This is a genomic window from Belnapia moabensis DSM 16746, assembly GCF_000745835.1.
GTDB lineage: Bacteria > Pseudomonadota > Alphaproteobacteria > Acetobacterales > Acetobacteraceae > Belnapia > Belnapia moabensis.
Genome location: NZ_JQKB01000011.1, coordinates 20,871 through 38,379 on the forward strand (window position 1 = coordinate 20,871; position 17,509 = coordinate 38,379).

Here is a 17,509-nt window from a genome sequence, read left to right on the forward strand (position 1 = left end):
GCCGGCGCGACGCATGTCCGGCCTGGGCGGCGACCTGCGCTATGCTGCGCCGATGGCAACTCCCTCCGCTTCCATCCGACGCCTCGGGCCTGCGGATGTCGCCCTCCTGCAGGCGCTGAATGCCGTGTTCGCCGAGGCCTTCGGCGACCGCGACACCTACCAGGGCGCGCCGCCGACAGCGGCTTATCTCGAGGGCTTGCTCGCCAGGGAGCATGTCATTGTCCTCGTGGCCCTTGCCGAGGGGGAGGTCCTGGGTGGCCTCGTCGCCTACGAGTTCGATAAATTCGAGCGGATGCGGCGCGAGGTCTACATCTACGACCTTGCCGTCGCCGAGCGGCACCGGCGGCGGCATCTGGCGACCGCGCTGATCGAACGGCTGCGCGGCATTGCGGCGCAGCGCGGCGCCTGGGTCGTCTTCGTGCAGGCGGATCATGGCGACGACCCGGCCATCGCCCTCTACGAGACGCTCGGCGCCCGCGAGGAGGTCCTGCATTTCGACATCGAGGTTGGGCCGGGGTCTGGTTAGGCCCCGGCCGGTCAGGCGCAGGCCGTCAGCCGGCGACGACCCAGGGCATCTCCAGGGCGCCGAGGCCCAAGGGACGGTCGCCCTCGATGCGGACGCGTTGCAGGGCATCGGCCGGGGCGCCGGTGTGGAGCACCGTGCGATTGTCCCAGAGGATCAGGTCGCCGGGCTGCCAGGCATGGCGCCAGGTGACGGCGGGCGCGGTCGCGGCGGCGAAGAGGGCCGAAAGGAGCCGGGCGCTCTCGCCGGCGGGCAGGTTCAGGATGCGGCGGGTGAAGGCCGGGTTGACGAAGAGGGCCCCCTCCCCCGTCACCGGATGGCTGCGGACGACCGGGTGCTCGGCGAGGCGGCCGTGATGGGCGTGCTCGGCGCGCAGCTCCTCCGCGCGGCGGCGGAGGCCGGCGGGCAGCAGGGCCAGGGCGGCGCGTTGGTCGGCGAAGGCGATCTCGGTGGCCTCGGCCGCCGGGGCGTGGGCGAGGCAGGCGAGGCTCGGTTCGGCCTCATGAGTGTGGTCGGCATGCCAGGCGGCGCCGGGGGGCGCCTCGCCCTCCGGGATGCCGGCGACAACGCGGAGGGCGGGCGGCAGCAGCATGCTGCGGCGGTCGAGCAGCGGCGCCTCGACCGCGGCGAGGCCGGCGGCGAAGGCCGATTGCGCCTCGGGGCTCAGGCGCTGGCCGCGGAACAGCAGCACGGCATGCTCGAGGAAGGCATCGTGCAGGACTTCGAGCGTCGGCGCGTCGAGCGGGGCGGCGAGGTCGAGGCCGGTGACCTCGGCGGCGAAGGCGGGGTGAAGGGGCGTGATCTGCATGGCGGCGTGTGTCCGGGCGAGAAGGGTGAGGAATGGGTGCGCGTCAGGGTCGACAGCGCATTCGTCCGCATCCCTGGCTTCGGCCCCATTGCATTCCACGCTTCATCCTGTCGGCCATGGCGATTATCCACGATCCATGATGGATATAATGGACATTGCACGACGGGACGCAAGGATGATTCCGTCACGTTGAAGCGTTCAACCCGACAGAAGCCGGTTGAATTTACCGATCAGGGATTGTTAATCATGGGCCAGATGTCAGCCGGAGGCCGCCATGTCCGTCCGTCTTGCCCGCCGGTCCCTGCCCGGCCTCGCCCTGGGGCTCGCCGCGCCGGCGCGGGCGCAGGGCGGAGGGCCGCTGCTGAATGTCAGCTACGACCCGACGCGGGAATTCTACCGGGCCTATAATGGCGCCTTCGCGCAGTGGTGGCGGGAGAAGTCGGGCCAGGCCGTGCGGGTGAACACCTCGCATGGCGGGTCGGGGCGGCAGGCGCGGGCGGTGATCGACGGGTTGGCGGCGGATGTCGTCACGCTGGCCCTGGCCTATGACATCGACGCCATCGCCGAGCGCGGGCTGATCGCGCCGGACTGGCAGCGGCGGCTGCCGGAGAACAGCGCGCCCTATACCAGCACCATCCTGTTCCTCGTCAGGAAGGGCAACCCGAAGGGCATTCGCGAGTGGGGCGACCTGGTGAAGCCGGGGGTGGGCGTCATCACGCCCAACCCGAAGACCTCCGGCGGGGCGCGGTGGAATTACCTGGCGGCCTGGGCCTGGGCGCGGCGCAATGCCGGAGGCGATGCGGGGGCGGCGGAGTATCTGGGGCGGCTGCTGCGCAACGTGCCGGTGCTCGATGCCGGGGCGCGCGGCTCGACGACCAGCTTCGCGCAGCGGGCGCAGGGCGACGTGCTGCTGGCCTGGGAGAACGAGGCGCATCTGGCCTTCGCGGAATTCGGCGAGGGGCAGTTCGAGATCGTGGTGCCGAGCCTCTCCATCCTCGCCGAGCCGCCGGTGGCCGTGGTCGACCGCAATGTCGACAGGCGTGGGACGCGGGCGGTGGCGGAGGCCTATCTGGAGCATCTCTACTCGCCCGAGGCGCAGGCGCTGGCGGCGAAGCACCATTACCGGCCACGCGACCGGGCGGCGCTGGCGGCGGCGCGGGCCACCTTCCCCGACCTGCCGCTGGTGACGGTGGATGCCGAGTTCGGCGGCTGGGCGGAGGCACAGCGGGCGCATTTCGCCGATGGGGGCAGCTTCGACCGGCTGTACCAGCCGGGGCGATGAGGCGGCGCTCGGCGCTGCCGGGGCTCGGCCTGGCGCTCGGCATCACCTGGCTGTGGCTGGGGCTGATCGTGCTGGTGCCGCTGGCGGCGCTGATGCTGCGGCCCTGGGAGCTGGGGGTGGCCGGCGTCTGGGCGAGCGTGACGGAGCCGCGGGTGGTGGCGGCGCTCGGCCTGTCCTTCGGGGCGGCGCTGGGGGCGGCGCTGGTCGACCTGCCGCTCGGGCTGCTGATCGCCTGGGTGGTGGTGCGGTACCGCTTCCCCGGGCGGCGGGTGCTGGATGCGGCGATCGACCTGCCCTTCGCGTTGCCGACAGCCGTCGCCGGGCTGGCGTTGACCGCCCTCTATGCGCCGAACGGGTGGCTGGGGGCGCCGCTGGCGGAGATGGGGGTGAAGGTGGCTTTCACGCCGCTCGGGGTCGCCGTGGCGCTGGCTTTCGTCGGGTTGCCCTTCGTCGTGCGGATGGTGGAGCCGGTGCTGCGCGACCTGGGGCCGGAGGCGGAGGAGGCCGCCGCCGTGCTGGGGGCGACGCGGTGGCAGGCCTGGCGGCTTGTGGTGCTGCCGGCGCTGGGGCCGGCGCTGGTCTCGGGGGTGGCGCTCGCCTTCGCGCGCGCCGTCGGGGAGTATGGCAGCGTGATCTTCATCGCCGGGAACCGGCCGATGGAGAGCGAGATCGCGCCGCTGCTGATCGTCGCCCGGCTGGAGCAGTATGATTATGCCGGGGCGGCGGCGCTGGGGCTGGCGATGCTGGTGCTGTCCTTCGCCTTTCTCGTGGTGTTCGGGCTGATGCAGCGGCGGCTGCGGCGGGGTGTCGCTTGAGGCGGCCGACCGAGGAGGCGCCCTGGCTGCGCTGGGTGTTGTGCCTGGCGGCGGTGGGGGTTGCCGTGCTGTTCCTGGTGCTGCCGCTGGTGGCGGTGTTTGCCGAGGCTTTCCGGCGGGGGTGGGGGCCGGTCGCTAAGTCACTTAGCGATCCGGATGCGCTGGCGGCGGTCCGGCTCACCCTGCTGGTCGCGGCGATCGCGGTGCCGGTCAACCTGGTGGGCGGGGTGGCGGCGGCCTGGGCGATCGCCAAATTCGACTTCCCCGGCCGGCGGCTGCTGATGGTGCTGATCGAGCTGCCCTTCTCGGTGTCGCCGGTGATTTCGGGGCTCGTCTATGTGCTGGTCTTCGGGGCGCAGGGGTGGCTCGGGCCCTGGCTCGAGGAGCGGGGGGTGCAGGTTGTCTTCGCCCTGCCGGGGATCGTGCTGGCGACGATCTTCGTCACCTTCCCCTTCGTGGCGCGGACGCTGATCCCGCTGATGCAGGACCAGGGGCGGACGGAGGAGGAGGCGGCGGCGACACTTGGGGCCGGTGGGTGGCGGATGTTCCTGCATGTGACGCTGCCGAATATCCGATGGGCCTTGCTGTCGGGCGTGCTGCTCTGCAATGCGCGGGCGATGGGGGAATTCGGGGCGGTGTCGGTCGTCTCAGGGCATGTCAGGGGGGAGACCAACACGATGCCGCTGCATGTCGAGATCCTCTACAACGAGTACCAATTCGTCGCGGCCTTCGCGGTGGCGGGGCTGCTCGCGCTGCTGGCGCTGGTGACGCTGGCCGCCAAGGCGATGCTGGAGCGGGCGGGGTGATCGAGGTCCGGGGGCTTCGGCTGCGATATGGCGGGGTGGCGGCGCTGGACGGGGTGGATCTCGCCCTGCGCGCGGGGGAATTCGTCGCGCTGCTGGGGGCGTCGGGGAGCGGGAAGACGACGCTGCTGCGGAGCCTTGCGGGGCTGGAATTCCCGGAGGCGGGGCAGGTGCTGGTCGAGGGGCGGGACATGGCCGCCGTGCCGGCGCGGGAGCGGCGGGTCGGGTTCGTCTTCCAGAATTATGCGCTGTTCCGGCACATGACGGTGTTCGAGAACATCGCCTTCGGGCTCAGGATCAAGCCGCGAAGGGTACGGCCGGGGCGCGCCGAGATCGCTCGGCGGGTGGAGGAGTTGCTGGCGCTGGTGCGGCTGTCGGGGATGGGAGGGCGGTACCCCGACCAGCTCTCGGGCGGGCAGCGGCAGAGGGTGGCCCTCGCCCGGGCGCTGGCCATCGAGCCGCGGGTGCTGCTGCTGGACGAGCCCTTCGGGGCGCTGGATGCCAAGGTGCGGAAGGAGCTTCGGCACTGGCTGCGCGGGCTGCATGACCGGCTGGGGCTGACGAGCCTCTTCGTCACCCATGACCAGGACGAGGCGCTGGAGCTGGCCGACCGGGTGGCGGTGATGCGCGACGGGCGCGTCGTTCAATTCGACACGCCGGAGGCGCTGCTGGCGGCGCCGGCGGATGCGGGGGTGGCGGGGTTCCTCGGCGATGCGGTGCCGGTCGATTGCGTGGTGCGAGAGGGGCGGGCCTGGTTCGAGGGGTTGCCGCCCGTCGCCGTCGAGGGCGTCGCGGAGGGGAAGGCGGTCGCCTTCCTCCGGCCGGCCGACCTGCTGGCGGAGTCGGGCGATGGCGGGGCGCGCGTCGTGGCGGCGCGGCAGGATGGGCGGGGCGTGCGGCTGACGGTGGAGGTGGGGGCGATGCTGCTCGAGGCGACGCCCGCGCCGGGCTGGGTGCCGCGGCGGGGCGAGGCCTGTCGCATCACGGTGCTTGCGGCGCGGGTGTTTCCCGCCTGAGGCCGGGCAGGGCCACGGCGGCAAGCAACAGGGCGAGGCCGGTCAGGCCGTAGACCAGGGCGGGCGGCAGGATCGGCAGCAGCAGGCCGGCCGCCAAGGGCCCGGCACCGGCGCCGAGGTCGCGCCAAGTGGCGAGGCGGGCCAGCGCCGGGACGCGCTCGGCGCCCGGGTTCCGGGCGGCGACGACGGGGGCCGGGAGGGGCTGGAGCAGGCCGCGCAGCAGGACGACGAGCAAGGCGCCGATCCAGAGGCCGGGGCCGCCGATGCCGATGGCGGCGAGCGCCAGGGCGGAGGCGGCGGAGAGCAGGATCAGCATCCGCGCGGCGCCGAAGCGGTCGGCCAGCGCGCCGCCGGCGGGGCCGAGAGCGATCTCGGAGGCGTAGCGGAGGGCGAGCGCCAGGCCGGCGGCCAGCGCCGCCCCCTGCCCTGCCCCGCCGAGCGCGAGTGCGGCGAGGACCGAGAGGCCGAGGACGAAGACGCCGTCGAGCGCCATGCCCTGCACGAAGGACCAGACATCGATCCGCGCCGGCAGGCCGAAGCGCGGGGCGCCGCGCACCGGCTCGCCATGGCCGCCGGGGAGGCGGAGGGCGAAGGGCAAGGCGCCGAGGGCGATGGCGGCGAGCAGGAGGAAGACGAGGTGGGGGCCGTAGGCCTCGGCGATGAGGGCGCCGGCGACGAGGCCGATCATCGGGCCGGTGGCGATGATGGCGCGGGAGCGGCCGCTGCGGCGGGCGGCGCCGCGCGGCTCGGCGGTGGCGAGGGCCTGGGTCGCGATGTTCAGCGCGGCGAAGGAGAGGCCCCAGAGCAGCCGGGCCGCCAGCAGCCACCAGAGGCCGGGCAGCAGGGCGTAGCCGAGCGAGGAGAGTGCCGCGCCGAGCACGGCGAGGGTGCAGGCGATGCGCGGGCCGCGCTGCTCGTAGAGCCGGGCGATCCAGCCATAGCCGGCGATGCGGACCAGGCGGTTGGCGGCGAGCAGCAGGCCGGCCTCGGCGAAGGTGACGCCGAAGGTGGCGGCGTGGAGCGGCAGCAGCAGATAGAGGACGGTGTCGGTCGGCAGGGTCAGGCCGAGGGCGATGGAGGCGTCGCGGGAGGCGCGGTCGGCGGCAGGGGAGTCCATGCGGCGAGGCTGCGTCCGGCCGGATGATTAGACAATAGGATGACTGTTGTTCTTGTTGGTGTCTCGCGTTGAGGTCCGGGGAAGTTCCGTGCGTGGGCGCAAACATGCGGCGCTCGCCGCGTTGTCATCGGCTGCCGCGAGGTGGCGACCGGTAGGGAGGCGGCGCATGGACAACCCACTCGTCATGAAGCTGGAGCAGTTCAGGCGCCTCCCCGACGAGGACCGGCGGCTGCTCGAGGACCTCACCAGCGGCCGGCAGCAGCGGCTCGGGGCGCGGGAGGATGTCATCCGCGAGGGCGAGCATTCGCCCGACATCCATATCGTCATGAGCGGCCTCGCCTGCCGCTACAAGATCCTGGCGAATGGCGGCCGGCAGATCATGGCTTTCCTCGTGCCGGGCGATCCCTGCGATGCGGAGATCTTCATCCTCAAGGCGATGGACCACAGCATCGGCACGCTGGCGCCGAGCGTGATCGCCGCCATCCCCGGCGAGACCATGCAGGAGCTGCTGCTCAGCCGGCCCGGGATCGCGCTGGCCTTCTGGTGGAACACGCTGCAGGACGAAGGGGTGCTGCGCGAGCGCATCATCGATGTGGGGCGGCGCGACGCCTATTCGCGCATCGCCTTCCTCATCTACGAAATCCTGCTGCGGCTGCGGGCGGTGGGCGTCGTCGGCGATACGGGCTTCGACTTCCCGGTGACGCAGACGGACCTCGCCGATGCGACGGGCCTCACGCCCGTCCATGTCAACCGCATGCTGCAACGGCTGCGGGAGGAGGGGCTGATCGTCGCCGAGGGGCGGCGCTGGACGGTGACGGACCCGGCGGGGCTGCGGCGGGCGGCGGAGTACGAGGCCAGCTACCTGCATCTCGACCGGGCCAAGGACGAGCCGGAGAGCGAGGTCGGCCGGCGGCTCAAGGGCCTGATCTGACAGGACGGAAAGGACATGCACGCCCATGGCCATCCCCGGACGGCGGAAGCCGCTCAACCTGACCGCCCTCGCCGAGATGAGGAACCTGCGGGAGCTGTGCACCGCCGGCGAGGCGGGCTGCACCCTCGAGGTCTGCGGGCTGGAGGAGGCGGGCACGGTGCAGGCGGACGGCCTGCCCGGCGACACCGTCTATGTCGTCGCCTCGGGCTATGGCGTGCTGCACCATGACGGGGAGGCGCTGGAATGCACCGCCGGCGACGTGATCTTCGTGCCAGGTGGCCAGCCGCACCGGTTCGAGCGGCTGGAGGCCGGGATCAGGGTCTGGCGGATCTCGGCGATGCGGCGCGAGGCCGGCTTGGCAGGCTGAGCGCCGCCGCCGGCGTCAGTTGCAGCGGAACAGCGCGTCGCAGCGGTCGCGCACCAGCCGGTAGCAGCCGCAGGCGGCGTCCTCGAGGCCGGCCTGGTCGAGCACCGTGGTGTGGCCCTTGCCGCTGCGGACGAGGCCGGCATCCTGCAGCTCGCCCATGGCGACGGTGACGCCGGCCCGGCGGACGCCGAGCGCCGCCGCGATGGCCTCGTGCGTGAGCGGGAGGTCCGGCCCATCGGTCCGGTCGTGCATCCTGAGAAGCCAGGCGGCGCAGCGCTCGGCCACCCGATGCCGGCCGCCGCAGGCGCCGGTCTGCGAGGCCTGGGCGAAGAAGGCCTCGGCATAGGTCAGGCATTGCCCGCGGAAGGCCGGCACCGTCTCCAGGTGGCGGCGGAAGGCCTCGGCCGGCATGCGGAGCGCCGTGCCGGGCACCTGCACCCGGATCTGGTGGAAGGCGGTGACGTGCGGGCCGAGCAGGCTGGCGGTGCCGGCCATGCCGTCCGGGCCGATCATGGCGACCTCGATGCCCGCATCGTCGGCGCCGGTATCGGCCGTGACCGTGAGCACGCCGCGTTCGGGGAAGACCACATGCTCGATCGCCTCGCCGGGCGAGAGCAGGAGCTGGCCGGCGGCCAGCGGGACCGGGGTGAGAAGCGGCCGCAGCGCGGCGAATTCATGCCGCGCCAGCGTGGCGAGCAGCCGGTTCAGCGGCGGCGGGATGCCAAACGGAATCGACGTGTTCGAAAGGAAAGACCATCCAGCGGCATTCGGCATGGCGCGCTCCTTTGGAGGATGGCGCCATGGAGGGCGGCATCCGGCCGCCACCCATCCCTTCTCCGAGGGCGCCGACATGTCCGCTTCTAGGCGGGCATGTCCGGAACCGCATTATAGCAGGTTAGGGCGGGCCCCGGTCGGGTTAATCGATCCGCCCGAGGCTTGTTCCGTCCTTACCCCTTCACGTCCATCGCCTGGCGCAGCCCGTCGCTGAGCAGGTTGAAGCAGATGGAGGTGACGAAGATGCAGGCGCCAGGGAGGACCGCGACCCAGGGCTGGACGTAGATGGCGGTGCGCAGCGTGTTCAGCATCAGCCCCCATTCCGGCTCGGGCGGCTTGGTGCCGAGGCCGAGGAAGCTGAGGCCGGAGGAGAGGATCATGCAGACGCTGATGAGGCCCGTGGCATAGACGAAGATCGGGCCGAGCACATTGCCGAGGACGTGGACGCGGACGATGGTGAAGCCCGAGGCGCCGGAGGCGCGCGCCGCGTCGACGAAGTCGAGGCTGCGGACGCCCTGCGTCACGCTCTCCGCCACGCGGATGATCTGGGGCACGAAGACCAGCGTCAGCGAGATGATGGCGTTGAAGATGCCCGCCCCCAGCGCGCCGGAGATGGCCACCGCCAGCAGCACCGAGGGGAAGGCGTAGAAGACGTCGGTGACGCGCATGATCGCCATGTTCACGCGGCCGCCCATGAAGCCGGCCGTCACGCCGAGGGTGGTGCCGATGACGAAGGCGAAGGCGACGGGCACGATGCCCATGAACCAGGAAAGGCGGCCGCCATAGAGCAGGCGGGTGACGATGTCGCGGCCGAGCTCGTCGGTGCCGAGCGGGTAGTTTGGCGTGCCGATGCCGCGCAGGCGGCGGATCATGCTGCCCTGGTAGGGGTCGTGCGGCGCCAGCAGCGGGGCGAAGACGATGGCCAGCAGCATCAGCAGCAGGATGGCGGCGCAGGCGATCGTCACCGGGTCGCGGCGGACGCGCTTGAAGACGCCGGCCCAGTAGCCTTGCGAGCGGACGGGGGCCTGGCGGGCCTGGACGGCGAGTTCCGCCTCGGCGGCGGTGGGCGTCGTGGCGGTGCTCATCGCGTGGCCCTCCTCAGGCGCGCTTGATGCGGGGGTCGAGGGCGGTCTGGACGAGGTCGACCAGCAGGTTCAGGGCGACGAAGAACATCGCCAGGACCAGGATCGTCCCCTGGAGGACGGGCAGGTCGCGCTGGAAGATGGCGCTGTTCAGCAGCAGGCCCGTGCCCGGCCAGGAGAAGACGGTCTCGACCAGGATGGAGCCGCCCATCAGGTAGCCGAGCTGGAGGCCCATCACCGCCAGCGCGTTGGGCGCGGCGTTCTTGATGACGTGCAGGAAGATGCCGCCGCGCGTCATCCCCTTGCCGCGCAGCGCGGTGATGAATTCCTGGTTCATGATCTCGGCGACGATGCCGCGCACTGTGCGCGTGACGATGCCCATCGGGATGACCGAGAGGGTGATGGTCGGCAGGACGAGGTGCTTGATGTGCTCCCAGTCCCAGCCCCAGTCGGAGGAGCCGCCGGGGCCGGCGCCCATCGCCGGCAGCCAGTTGAGCTGGACGGAGAAGATCACGACCATCACCATCCCGAGCCAGTAATGCGGGACGGAGACGCCGGCGACGGCGATGCCCGTCGCGCCGCGGTCGATGGCGGAGCCGCGGAAGGTGCCGGCGAGCCCCCCCAGGATGCAGCCGAGGATGAAACCGAGGCCGGAGGCGCAGAAGGCGAGCATCAGCGTGTTGCCGATGGCGGTGCGGAGATCGGCCCAGACGGGGCGGCCGGTGGCGAGCGAGCGGCCGAGGTCGCCGACCACGACCTTCGAGAGCCAGAGGCCGAATTGCACGGGCAGCGGCTTGTCGAGGCCGTAATCCTTGCGGACCTGCTCGACCACGTCGGCCGGGGCGTCGGGCGGGACGATGGCGTTGATCGGGTCGCCGGGCGCGATCTGCACGAGCATGAAGCAGACGAAGCCGACGGCGAGCGCGATCGGGATCGCGTAGACGATGCGTCGCGCCAGGTAGAGGATCATTCGGTGGTTCCCGGGTCTTCGGCCGGGATGCGAGGCAAGGCGCGTGCCAGGGCAAGGCGGGGCTCGGCGGGGCCGCTGCGGTCGGCGGCTGCCCAGGGAGGGTGCAGAATGCCCACGGGGCGGGCTTAGGCGGAAATTAAGGGGGATGGGCGAGAGTGCCGCGATCGGAGCGGCAGGGCATGGCGGGCAAGGGCAACAAGGGCGGCGTCACCATCGTCATCCGCAAGGAGGAGAGCGGCGAGCACGGCCATCATGGCGGTGCCTGGAAGGTCGCCTATGCCGATTTCGTCACGGCGATGATGGCGTTCTTCCTGCTGATGTGGCTGATCAACGCGACCTCGGAGGAGCAGCGGCGCGGCCTCGCCGACTTCTTCTCGCCGAACAACGTGCTGGCGCGGGCCAATTCGGGCAGCGGCCAGCCCTTCGGCGGCAGGACGCCGCATGCCGAGGGGGCCTCGGTCTCCAACAACGGCGCGATCAGGGTGGAGCGGGGGCAGGCGCCCGTCACCCTCGACATCGAGGATGATGGCGAGACGCCGGCGGCGCCGTCCTCGGTGCCCCTTCCCCAGCGGCCGGACCAGGAGGAGGTGCCGCATGCCGAGCGGCCCGACCCGGCCGCCATCCCCGACGCGGCGCTGCGCGAGGAGCTGGCGCGGCGGGAGCGGGTGGCGCTGGAGCGGGCGGCGGAGGATATCCGCGCCGCGGTGCGCGACGACCCGGCGCTGGCGGAGCTGGCGCGGCAGCTCGTGGTCGAGCAGGTGCCGGAGGGGTTGCGCATCCAGCTCCTCGATGCCGAGCGGAGGCCGATGTTCGCGACCGGCAGCGCGGCGCCGAACGAGCGGGCGCGGGCGCTGATGCAGGCGGTGGTGCGGGTGGCGGCACGGCTGCCGAACGGGCTCGCCATCGCCGGGCATACGGATGCGACGCCCTTCCGCGGCGGCGAGCGAAGCAACTGGGAGCTGTCGGCCGAGCGGGCGAATGCGGTGCGGCGGCTGATGGTGGAGGGCGGCATCGCCGAGGGCAGGCTGCAGAGCGTCGCGGGCCATGCGGAGCGCGAGCTGCTGCTTCCGGGCGAGCCGACCAATGCGGCGAACCGGCGCGTCGCCATCACCCTGCTGCGGCAGCTGCCGGAGAGCGCCGCGCGATGACGACGATCGGCGGCTTCGTCTTCCTGCTGGGCATGGTGTTCGGCGGCTACATCATCGCGGGCGGCAAGTTCGGCATCATCCTGCACTCGCTGCCCTACGAGATGATGATGATCGGCGGCGCCGCCGTCGGCTCCTTCGTCATGTCGAACAGCATGCACGGCATCAAGCATGTGCTCGGCGGCTTCGGGAAGATCATCAAGGGCGCGCGCTTCCACAAGCCCGAGTACTCCGACCTCCTCGCGCTGCTCTACTTCTTCGTCCGGCTCGCCCAGCAGAAGGGCGCCATGGCGCTGGAGCCGCATATCGAGAAGCCGGAGGAGAGCGCCGCCTTCCAGAAATTCCCCAAGATCGCGGCCGACAAGGTCGCCACCACCATGATCTGCGACTACCTGCGCATGGTCGGCATGAATGCCGACGACCCGCACCAGATCGAGGACATCATGGCGCGGGAGCTCAAGAAGGTGGCGAATGAGGAGCTGCACGCGGCACATGCCATGCAGGCCATCGCCGATGCGCTGCCGGCGCTCGGCATCGTCGCCGCGGTGCTCGGCGTCATCAAGACCATGGCGAGCATCGACCAGCCGCCCGCGGTGCTGGGCGGGATGATCGGCGGCGCGCTGGTCGGCACCTTCCTTGGCATCCTGCTGGCCTATGGAATGATGGGGCCGATGGCGGCGCGGCTGAAGAGCGTGGTCGAGGAGGAGTGCAAATTCTACGAGGTGATCCGCGCCGTCATCGTGGCCCATCTGCATGGCAATGCGCCGCAGGTGGCGGTGGAAGCCGGGCGGAAGACGGCGCCGAGCCATTCCATGCCGAGCTTCCAGGAGCTGGAGGCCGCGCTGCAGGAGGTGCAGATCGCTTGACCGGGATAGGCGGCGCGGGCATCCGTGCGGGCATGGACACCACGCATTCGCCCTATCACCAGCATCTCGGCATCACGGTCGAGGAATGGCGGGAGGGCTATGCGCGGCTGGTCTGCGAGACGGCGCCCTTCCATGCCAACCGCTCGGGCATCGTGCATGGCGGGCTGCTGCTGTCGATGATCGACCAGGCGGCGGCTTTCGCCGGGCTCTACTGCGCCACACCCGGGCGGGTGCGGCGGGCGGTGACGCTCGACCTCGATTGCCGCTTCACCGGGCAGGCGGCGATCGGCGGCAGGCTGGTCGCCGAGGGGCGGGTGGTGACGGGCGGGCGCAATGTCTTCTTCGCCCGCACCGAGGTCTTCGATGCGGAGGGGCGGATGGTGGCCTTCGGCGCCTCCACCCATCGGTATCGCGCGGGGAGCGGGGACCCCGAAGGCGTGCCTATTCAACCCTGAGCGCGGCGCGGCGTTCGGCGCGGCCGGCGGGGTCGGTCAGGGCCGAGAGGCGTTCGGCGGCGAGCATGGCGAAGCGATGCAGCAGGGCGCGGCGGCGGGCAGGCGCCAGCGGATGGGCCGGGGCGGGGCGAAGTTCGGCCATCTCCAGCCCGTCGGCCACGAGGAGGCCGGCATCCTCGGGCAGCAGGTCCTGGGGGAAGTCGAGATCGACTGCGAAGTAGAGCCGGTCGCTGTATTCCCGGTAGTCGGGCCATTTCTGGTCGGACAGGAAGTCGCGGGCGCAGGACTTCACCTCGACGATGGCGAAGCCGCCATCGGGCAGCAGGGCCAGCAGGTCGGCGCGGCGGCCATTCGGCAGGGGCATCTCAGCCAAGGTCGACCAGCCTCGCAGGGCGCAGAAGCGTTGGGCGGCGCGGCAGACCAGGCCGGTGCGTTCCGCAGGCGCCAAGGTGCATCCCGCGGCAAGTTCCGGCGTTGATGGGAGAATGGTCACAAATTTACGGCTCCGGTGTCAGCGAAACGATGAAAAGGGCCCCGGCGACCCGGGCCGGCCTGCCCTACCCAATGATAAATCATGATAGCGACTCGCTTCTCCGTCGGCCTCCATATCCTCATCATCGTCGCCAGCGATCCCCCGGGCGGAGCGACCAGCCTGCGTCTGGCGGCGAGCATCGGCACCAACCCCGTCGTGGTCCGGCGCATCGCCGGGCAGCTGTCGCGGGCGGGGCTCATTACCGTGCAACGGGGGCCGGGCGGGGCGACGCTCACCCGGCCGGCGGAGGCGATCAGCCTCAAGGATGTCTGGCGGGCAATTCACCCGGCCTCGGAGGCGATGCTGCGCGTGCACCGGCGGAGTCCACAGGCCTGCCCGCTTGGCCAGCGCATCCCGCCGCTGCTGCGGCGGCGGTTCGACGAGGCGGAGGGAACGATGCTGGCCGATTTCGGCCAGACCTCGCTCGCCGACCTCGTTCGGGCGGCGCGGCAGGAGACGGCCGAGGCGGCCGATTAAGGCGAGCTCCGACCGGTTTCAGTCTGGAGCAGCGCGTCGATAGAGCGGGCGAGGCGCAGGTCGCGGTCGGAGAGGCCGCCGGCGTCATGGGTGGTCAGCAGGATCTCGACCCGGTTCCAGACATTCGACCATTCCGGGTGGTGGTCCTGCGCCTCGGCCAGCAGGGCGACACGGGCCATGAAGCCCCAGGCCTCGGAGAAGTCGCGGAAGCGGAATTCGCGGCGGATGGCGTCACGGCCTTCTACGGCCTGCCAGGCGGGCAGGGTCGTGGGCAGGGTGGCGCGGGCGGCGGCGTCGAGGGGTTCGACCATCACTGTCATCTCCTGGCGGGTTGACCTGGGGGCGGCATGGGCTTCCGCTAGGGGGATGCGCCACAGCACCCCGCCGAGCCTCGAGGATATCCTGGAACTGGCCGAGCAGGCCCTCGCCGCCATGCCCGTCGCCCTGCGCGAGCAGGTGCGCGGCACCGCGATCATCGTCGAGGACATGCCGGATGACGAGACGCTGGACGAGATGGGGATCGAGGAGCCCTGGGAGCTGACCGGCCTCTACCGCGGCGTGCCGCTGACGCAAAAAAGCGTGCTCGACACGCCAGCGGAGCCCGACACGATCCTGCTCTACCGCGAGCCGATCCTGCTGGAGTGGATCGAGACGGGGGAGGACCTGTTCGGCCTGGTGCGGAACGTGCTGATCCATGAGATCGGGCATCATTTCGGCCTGTCGGATGCGGATATCGACCGGCTGGAGAAGGAAGGTTAGGGCCTGATCGCGGCGGCCGGGACGGCGGCGCCGAGGGCTGCGGCGCCGGCGACGCGGGAGGCGATGCCGGCGATGGCCCAGGCGCTGTCGGGGCCGCGGGAGAGCAGCGGGGCGCCGCTGCTGCCGCGGGTGCCGGCGCAGTCGTGGATCAGCATCGTGCGGGGGCCGTCCGATGAGCGGCCGATGAGGCGGCATGCGGTGTCGGCGAGGATCACCTCCGGCCGGTCCTGCTGGTAGCCGCCGAGCATCAGCGGAGCGCGGGGGGCGGGCGTGGCCGGCAGCAGGGGCAGGATGCGGTCGGGGGTGCCGAGGGGCGCGTCGAGGGTGAGGATCGCCCAGTCGGATGAGGCGGGGCCGCCCCGCGCCGGGTCGAAGCCGGGGCCGGTTCGGTAGGCGATGGCGCGGGCATGGCCGCGGGCGGCGCCGCGGTCATAGCCGAGCAGGACATGGATGGTGCCGGGCTGGACGAAGGCGCGGCTGCGCGGGGCGACCAGGCAATGGGCGGCCGTCAGCATCTGGCGCGGGCCGATCAGCGCGCCGGTGCAGCGACCGCCGATCTCGAGCTGGACGCGGGCGAGGGCGCGCCAGGGGGCGTCCTCCAGGTTGACCGGGCGGCGCGGGTCGGCCTCGCCGATGCCGGGGCGGAGGACGGGGCCTTGGGCGGGTTGCGCCGCGGCCGGCCCGGCCAGGAGCAGGGCGAGGACGAGGACGAGGACGAGCGCCTGCCTCAGTGCTGGTGCGCCGGGCCGCGGGCGCCGGCGGCGCCGACATGCAGCATCACCTGCGCCTCGCCCGCCCGCTCGAAGCGGAGGGTGAGCGGGACCTCGCTGCCGGCGGCCAGCGCCTCCTTCAGCCCGATCAGCATGACGTGGAAGCCACCGGGTTGGAGGGTAACGGTGCCGCCGGGGGGGATGGGGATACCGCCCGTCGCCTCGCGCATGCGCATCACCTCGCCGTCGCGGACATGGGTGTGCAGCTCGACATTGCGGGCGACCGCCGAGGTGGCGGAGAGCAGGCGGTCGGGCTGGGTGCCGGTGTTGCGGATGGTGAGGAAGCCGGCGCCGGTGCCGTTCACCCCGGCGGCGCGGGACCAGGGCTGCGTCACCTGGATGTCGCCGATGGTGGCGTCATGCGCGAGGGCCGGGAGGGGGGCCCAGGGGGCAAGGGCAAGGGCGAGGGCCAGCAGGGTGCGGCGGAGGATGGGCATGGCGGTGTCCTTTGACGCGAGGGCGGGGCGCATCTCAGTGGGCGCCGGCACTGCGGGCGGGGAGGAGGAGGAGCGAAGGGGCCGGCAGGCGGAGGCTGTCGGCGGGGTGGGCGGCGTCCGGCACCTCGGCCCAGGCGGCGGTGGCGCCGCCGGTGCAGGATTGCGTCACGGGGAAGTAGGCCCGCCGGCCCGCCACGGCCGGGGCCTGCACCATCACCACGAACTCCTCATACTGGTCGTCGGGCAGCGGGCCGCCCTCCCAGGTGATCTCGCTGACCACCTCGCTGCGCTGGCCGCCATGGCCGTTCGGGGCCGGCTCGTCCAGTGTGCGGCGGGTGATGGTGAGGCGCCAGCCGGGCTTCGGCATGGGACGGGCGGAGAAGACATCCTCCGGCAGGCGGAGGGTGAGGCGCTCGGTCGCGGCACCGGAGCAGCCATGCGGCACGCGGAAGGCGGTGCGGACATAGCTGCCGGCCGGGGCCTGGGGCGGGTCGAGTGTGACATGGGCGAAGGCGGGGAATATTGCGGCGGCCATGAGCAGGGCGGCCATTGGGGCGAGGCGCATGCGGGGTTCTCCTGGATCGGGGACGGGCGCGGCCGGGGGCGGCCGCGGCGGCGGATCAGGAGACGGGCGGTGGGGCGCGGGCACCGCCGGGCGGGCCGCGGATGCCGGGTGGCAGGCGGCCGGCGGGGAGCGCGGGCGGGGGCGCGGCGAGGTTGGTCCAGGCCGGGGCGGGCAGCGGCGGCGGGTCGAGCGCGGCGCCGGCCGGCAGGGCATGGCAGGCGAGGCAGGCGCCGGCATGGCCCGGCTCGGCCGGGGCGCCATCGGGCTGCTGGTGGATCGTCTTCAGCCCGTCGGCGGTGCAGATCTCGAGGGCGAAGCCGTGGCGCGCCATCGCCAGCCCCTGCGCCGGGGCGAGGACCGCCTGCAGCAGCAGGGCGGCGAGCAGCAGGAAGGACAGCCGGCGGTTCACCGGGCGGAGCCTAGCGGGGGCGGGCGCGGAAGTCGATCCGGAGCCGCCGTCCCTCCCCTTCCCGGCTCAAGCCGCGAGCGCGTATTCGACCTCGGGGACGTAGAAGGCCTGCTCCTTGCCGAGCAGGCTGGAATAGAGGGTGAAGCTCTCGACCGGGACGGGCGGGGCGCGGAACAGGTTATGCGCCTGGACGAACTGGATCAGCTTGTCGGGCGCGGCGCGGTCGGTGCGGGCCAGCGTGACATGCGGGGCGAAGCGCTTGCGCTCGGGCTCGAGGCCGACGCGCTGGAGCGCGGTCTCGACCTTGGCCTGGAGGAAGGCGAGCGCCTCAGTCTTCTCGACGCCGACCCAGAGGGCGCTGATGCGGCCGGCCTTCTCGAAGGTGCCCATGCCCCGGAGCGAGAGCTCGAAGGGGCGGGCGCGGATATTGGCGAGGGCGTCGTCCACGTCCTGGGCCTGCCAGGATTCGACCTCGCCGATGAAGCGGAGCGTCAGGTGGTAGTTCTCGGGCGGCACCCAGCGGGCGCCGGGGATGCCCCCCGCGAGGTCGGCGAGCTGGTCCTTGATGGCGGGCGGCAGGGCCAGGGCGACGAAGAGGCGGATCAT

24 protein-coding genes are annotated in these 17,509 nt (G+C 72.2%); 12 read left to right on the forward strand and 12 right to left on the reverse strand.

Features of this window, described 5'->3' with window-relative positions; genetic code table 11:
• Window positions 1-13: 13 nt before the first annotated feature.
• Window positions 14-526, forward strand: a complete 513-nt coding sequence (locus tag EP26_RS09285) for an AAC(3)-I family aminoglycoside N-acetyltransferase (RefSeq protein ID WP_281177074.1) — start codon at window positions 14-16, stop codon at window positions 524-526.
• A gap of 25 nt (window positions 527-551) precedes the next feature.
• On the opposite strand, the gene EP26_RS09290 is transcribed toward EP26_RS09285, so the two are convergent.
• A complete protein-coding gene (locus EP26_RS09290; RefSeq protein WP_157033463.1) occupies window positions 552-1,331 on the reverse strand; it encodes a TauD/TfdA dioxygenase family protein in 780 nt (259 codons plus the stop codon).
• A 274-nt stretch (window positions 1,332-1,605) separates the two neighbouring features.
• Here EP26_RS09290 and EP26_RS09295 point away from each other — a divergent pair, with 274 nt between their 5' ends.
• Genes EP26_RS09295 through EP26_RS09310 form a run of 4 tightly spaced genes read left to right on the forward strand, consistent with a single transcriptional unit; the run spans window position 1,606 to window position 5,247 of the window.
• The gene (locus tag EP26_RS09295) at window positions 1,606-2,613 is read left to right on the forward strand and encodes a sulfate ABC transporter substrate-binding protein (protein ID WP_043338005.1); all 1,008 of its coding nucleotides are present in this window, start codon (window positions 1,606-1,608) and stop codon (window positions 2,611-2,613) included.
• A complete protein-coding gene (gene cysT / locus EP26_RS09300) occupies window positions 2,610-3,428 on the forward strand; it encodes a sulfate ABC transporter permease subunit CysT (RefSeq protein ID WP_043338006.1) in 819 nt (272 codons plus the stop codon). The genes EP26_RS09295 and cysT overlap by 4 nt, the downstream gene beginning before the upstream one ends.
• Window positions 3,425-4,234 (forward strand): sulfate ABC transporter permease subunit CysW, encoded by an 810-nt coding sequence (gene cysW / locus EP26_RS09305; RefSeq protein WP_052388988.1) that lies wholly within the window; start codon window positions 3,425-3,427, stop codon window positions 4,232-4,234. The genes cysT and cysW overlap by 4 nt, the downstream gene beginning before the upstream one ends.
• Entirely contained in the window at window positions 4,231-5,247 is a 1,017-nt protein-coding gene (locus EP26_RS09310) for a sulfate/molybdate ABC transporter ATP-binding protein (protein WP_043338008.1), read from the forward strand. The genes cysW and EP26_RS09310 overlap by 4 nt, the downstream gene beginning before the upstream one ends.
• Here EP26_RS09310 and EP26_RS09315 read toward each other — a convergent pair.
• Window positions 5,213-6,364, reverse strand: coding sequence for an MFS transporter (locus tag EP26_RS09315; RefSeq protein ID WP_043338009.1), 1,152 nt, complete (start codon window positions 6,362-6,364; stop codon window positions 5,213-5,215). The two genes, EP26_RS09310 and EP26_RS09315, sit on opposite strands and share 35 nt — an antisense overlap.
• Before the next feature lie 166 nt (window positions 6,365-6,530).
• Here EP26_RS09315 and EP26_RS09320 point away from each other — a divergent pair, with 166 nt between their 5' ends.
• Together EP26_RS09320 and EP26_RS09325 are read left to right on the forward strand one after the other, a co-directional pair.
• Window positions 6,531-7,295, forward strand: coding sequence for a Crp/Fnr family transcriptional regulator (locus EP26_RS09320; RefSeq protein ID WP_043338011.1), 765 nt, complete (start codon window positions 6,531-6,533; stop codon window positions 7,293-7,295).
• Window positions 7,296-7,320: 25 nt separating this feature from the next.
• On the forward strand, window positions 7,321-7,662 hold the full coding sequence (locus tag EP26_RS09325) for a cupin domain-containing protein (RefSeq protein WP_043338012.1): 342 nt from the start codon (window positions 7,321-7,323) through the stop codon (window positions 7,660-7,662).
• A 15-nt stretch (window positions 7,663-7,677) separates the two neighbouring features.
• Here EP26_RS09325 and EP26_RS09330 read toward each other — a convergent pair whose 3' ends face one another.
• From EP26_RS09330 to EP26_RS09340, 3 genes are all read right to left on the reverse strand, one after another.
• Window positions 7,678-8,436 (reverse strand): Crp/Fnr family transcriptional regulator, encoded by a 759-nt coding sequence (locus EP26_RS09330; RefSeq protein WP_052388989.1) that lies wholly within the window; start codon window positions 8,434-8,436, stop codon window positions 7,678-7,680.
• Window positions 8,437-8,609: 173 nt separating this feature from the next.
• On the reverse strand, window positions 8,610-9,521 hold the full coding sequence (locus EP26_RS09335) for an ABC transporter permease (protein WP_043338013.1): 912 nt from the start codon (window positions 9,519-9,521) through the stop codon (window positions 8,610-8,612).
• 13 nt (window positions 9,522-9,534) lie between these two features.
• Complete coding sequence (locus EP26_RS09340) at window positions 9,535-10,488, reverse strand: ABC transporter permease (RefSeq protein ID WP_043338014.1); 954 nt, start codon at window positions 10,486-10,488, stop codon at window positions 9,535-9,537.
• A 155-nt stretch (window positions 10,489-10,643) separates the two neighbouring features.
• Between EP26_RS09340 and EP26_RS38085 the strand changes: the two genes are divergently transcribed.
• Genes EP26_RS38085 through EP26_RS09355 form a run of 3 tightly spaced genes read left to right on the forward strand, consistent with a single transcriptional unit; the run spans window position 10,644 to window position 12,954 of the window.
• Window positions 10,644-11,636, forward strand: a complete 993-nt coding sequence (locus EP26_RS38085; protein WP_211259412.1) for a flagellar motor protein MotB — start codon at window positions 10,644-10,646, stop codon at window positions 11,634-11,636.
• Entirely contained in the window at window positions 11,633-12,499 is an 867-nt protein-coding gene (gene motA / locus EP26_RS09350; RefSeq protein WP_043338017.1) for a flagellar motor stator protein MotA, read from the forward strand. Before EP26_RS38085 ends, motA begins: the two co-directional genes overlap by 4 nt.
• Complete coding sequence (locus EP26_RS09355; RefSeq protein ID WP_245624347.1) at window positions 12,496-12,954, forward strand: PaaI family thioesterase; 459 nt, start codon at window positions 12,496-12,498, stop codon at window positions 12,952-12,954. Before motA ends, EP26_RS09355 begins: the two co-directional genes overlap by 4 nt.
• Here the strand turns inward: EP26_RS09355 and EP26_RS09360 are convergent.
• Window positions 12,941-13,402, reverse strand: a complete 462-nt coding sequence (locus tag EP26_RS09360) for an MmcB family DNA repair protein (protein WP_043338020.1) — start codon at window positions 13,400-13,402, stop codon at window positions 12,941-12,943. The two genes, EP26_RS09355 and EP26_RS09360, sit on opposite strands and share 14 nt — an antisense overlap.
• A gap of 126 nt (window positions 13,403-13,528) precedes the next feature.
• On the opposite strand from EP26_RS09360, the gene EP26_RS09365 reads away from it, so the two are divergent.
• Complete coding sequence (locus EP26_RS09365; RefSeq protein WP_043338021.1) at window positions 13,529-13,963, forward strand: Rrf2 family transcriptional regulator; 435 nt, start codon at window positions 13,529-13,531, stop codon at window positions 13,961-13,963.
• Here EP26_RS09365 and EP26_RS09370 read toward each other — a convergent pair.
• The gene (locus EP26_RS09370; protein WP_043338023.1) at window positions 13,960-14,274 is read right to left on the reverse strand and encodes a 4a-hydroxytetrahydrobiopterin dehydratase; all 315 of its coding nucleotides are present in this window, start codon (window positions 14,272-14,274) and stop codon (window positions 13,960-13,962) included. The genes EP26_RS09365 and EP26_RS09370 overlap by 4 nt on opposite strands.
• 55 nt (window positions 14,275-14,329) lie before the next feature.
• Here EP26_RS09370 and EP26_RS09375 point away from each other — a divergent pair, with 55 nt between their 5' ends.
• Window positions 14,330-14,722 (forward strand): metallopeptidase family protein, encoded by a 393-nt coding sequence (locus EP26_RS09375; protein ID WP_043338024.1) that lies wholly within the window; start codon window positions 14,330-14,332, stop codon window positions 14,720-14,722.
• Here the strand turns inward: EP26_RS09375 and EP26_RS09380 are convergent.
• From EP26_RS09380 to thpR, 5 genes are all read right to left on the reverse strand, one after another.
• Window positions 14,719-15,453 carry a trypsin-like serine protease gene (locus tag EP26_RS09380; protein WP_084112417.1) on the reverse strand — a complete coding sequence of 245 codons (735 nt, stop codon included), beginning with the start codon at window positions 15,451-15,453 and terminating at the stop codon, window positions 14,719-14,721. The two genes, EP26_RS09375 and EP26_RS09380, sit on opposite strands and share 4 nt — an antisense overlap.
• Window positions 15,450-15,929 carry a copper chaperone PCu(A)C gene (locus EP26_RS36760; RefSeq protein WP_043338027.1) on the reverse strand — a complete coding sequence of 160 codons (480 nt, stop codon included), beginning with the start codon at window positions 15,927-15,929 and terminating at the stop codon, window positions 15,450-15,452. Before EP26_RS36760 ends, EP26_RS09380 begins: the two co-directional genes overlap by 4 nt.
• A gap of 34 nt (window positions 15,930-15,963) precedes the next feature.
• Window positions 15,964-16,494, reverse strand: coding sequence for a YcnI family protein (locus EP26_RS09390; RefSeq protein WP_043338028.1), 531 nt, complete (start codon window positions 16,492-16,494; stop codon window positions 15,964-15,966).
• A gap of 55 nt (window positions 16,495-16,549) precedes the next feature.
• On the reverse strand, window positions 16,550-16,903 hold the full coding sequence (locus EP26_RS09395; RefSeq protein WP_043338029.1) for a DUF2946 family protein: 354 nt from the start codon (window positions 16,901-16,903) through the stop codon (window positions 16,550-16,552).
• 66 nt (window positions 16,904-16,969) lie between these two features.
• Window positions 16,970-17,509: an RNA 2',3'-cyclic phosphodiesterase gene (gene thpR / locus EP26_RS09400; RefSeq protein ID WP_157033466.1), complete on the reverse strand. Its 540-nt coding sequence runs from the start codon at window positions 17,507-17,509 to the stop codon at window positions 16,970-16,972.

Excerpts from the sequence above, each read along its gene's own strand:
- EP26_RS09285 (WP_281177074.1), top strand. The coding sequence starts at position 14 with ATGTCCGGCCTGGGCGGCGACCTGCGCTATGCTGCGCCGATGGCAACT.
- EP26_RS09290 (WP_157033463.1), bottom strand. The coding sequence starts at position 1,331 with ATGCAGATCACGCCCCTTCACCCCGCCTTCGCCGCCGAGGTCACCGGC.
- EP26_RS09295 (WP_043338005.1), top strand. The coding sequence starts at position 1,606 with ATGTCCGTCCGTCTTGCCCGCCGGTCCCTGCCCGGCCTCGCCCTGGGG.
- cysT (WP_043338006.1), top strand. The coding sequence starts at position 2,610 with ATGAGGCGGCGCTCGGCGCTGCCGGGGCTCGGCCTGGCGCTCGGCATC.
- EP26_RS09315 (WP_043338009.1), bottom strand. The coding sequence starts at position 6,364 with ATGGACTCCCCTGCCGCCGACCGCGCCTCCCGCGACGCCTCCATCGCC.
- EP26_RS09320 (WP_043338011.1), top strand. The coding sequence starts at position 6,531 with ATGGACAACCCACTCGTCATGAAGCTGGAGCAGTTCAGGCGCCTCCCC.
- EP26_RS09325 (WP_043338012.1), top strand. The coding sequence starts at position 7,321 with ATGGCCATCCCCGGACGGCGGAAGCCGCTCAACCTGACCGCCCTCGCC.
- EP26_RS09330 (WP_052388989.1), bottom strand. The coding sequence starts at position 8,436 with ATGCCGAATGCCGCTGGATGGTCTTTCCTTTCGAACACGTCGATTCCG.
- EP26_RS09335 (WP_043338013.1), bottom strand. The coding sequence starts at position 9,521 with ATGAGCACCGCCACGACGCCCACCGCCGCCGAGGCGGAACTCGCCGTC.
- EP26_RS09340 (WP_043338014.1), bottom strand. The coding sequence starts at position 10,488 with ATGATCCTCTACCTGGCGCGACGCATCGTCTACGCGATCCCGATCGCG.
- motA (WP_043338017.1), top strand. The coding sequence starts at position 11,633 with ATGACGACGATCGGCGGCTTCGTCTTCCTGCTGGGCATGGTGTTCGGC.
- EP26_RS09365 (WP_043338021.1), top strand. The coding sequence starts at position 13,529 with ATGATAGCGACTCGCTTCTCCGTCGGCCTCCATATCCTCATCATCGTC.
- EP26_RS09370 (WP_043338023.1), bottom strand. The coding sequence starts at position 14,274 with ATGGTCGAACCCCTCGACGCCGCCGCCCGCGCCACCCTGCCCACGACC.
- EP26_RS09375 (WP_043338024.1), top strand. The coding sequence starts at position 14,330 with ATGCGCCACAGCACCCCGCCGAGCCTCGAGGATATCCTGGAACTGGCC.
- EP26_RS36760 (WP_043338027.1), bottom strand. The coding sequence starts at position 15,929 with ATGCCCATCCTCCGCCGCACCCTGCTGGCCCTCGCCCTTGCCCTTGCC.
- EP26_RS09390 (WP_043338028.1), bottom strand. The coding sequence starts at position 16,494 with ATGCGCCTCGCCCCAATGGCCGCCCTGCTCATGGCCGCCGCAATATTC.
- thpR (WP_157033466.1), bottom strand. The coding sequence starts at position 17,509 with ATGATCCGCCTCTTCGTCGCCCTGGCCCTGCCGCCCGCCATCAAGGAC.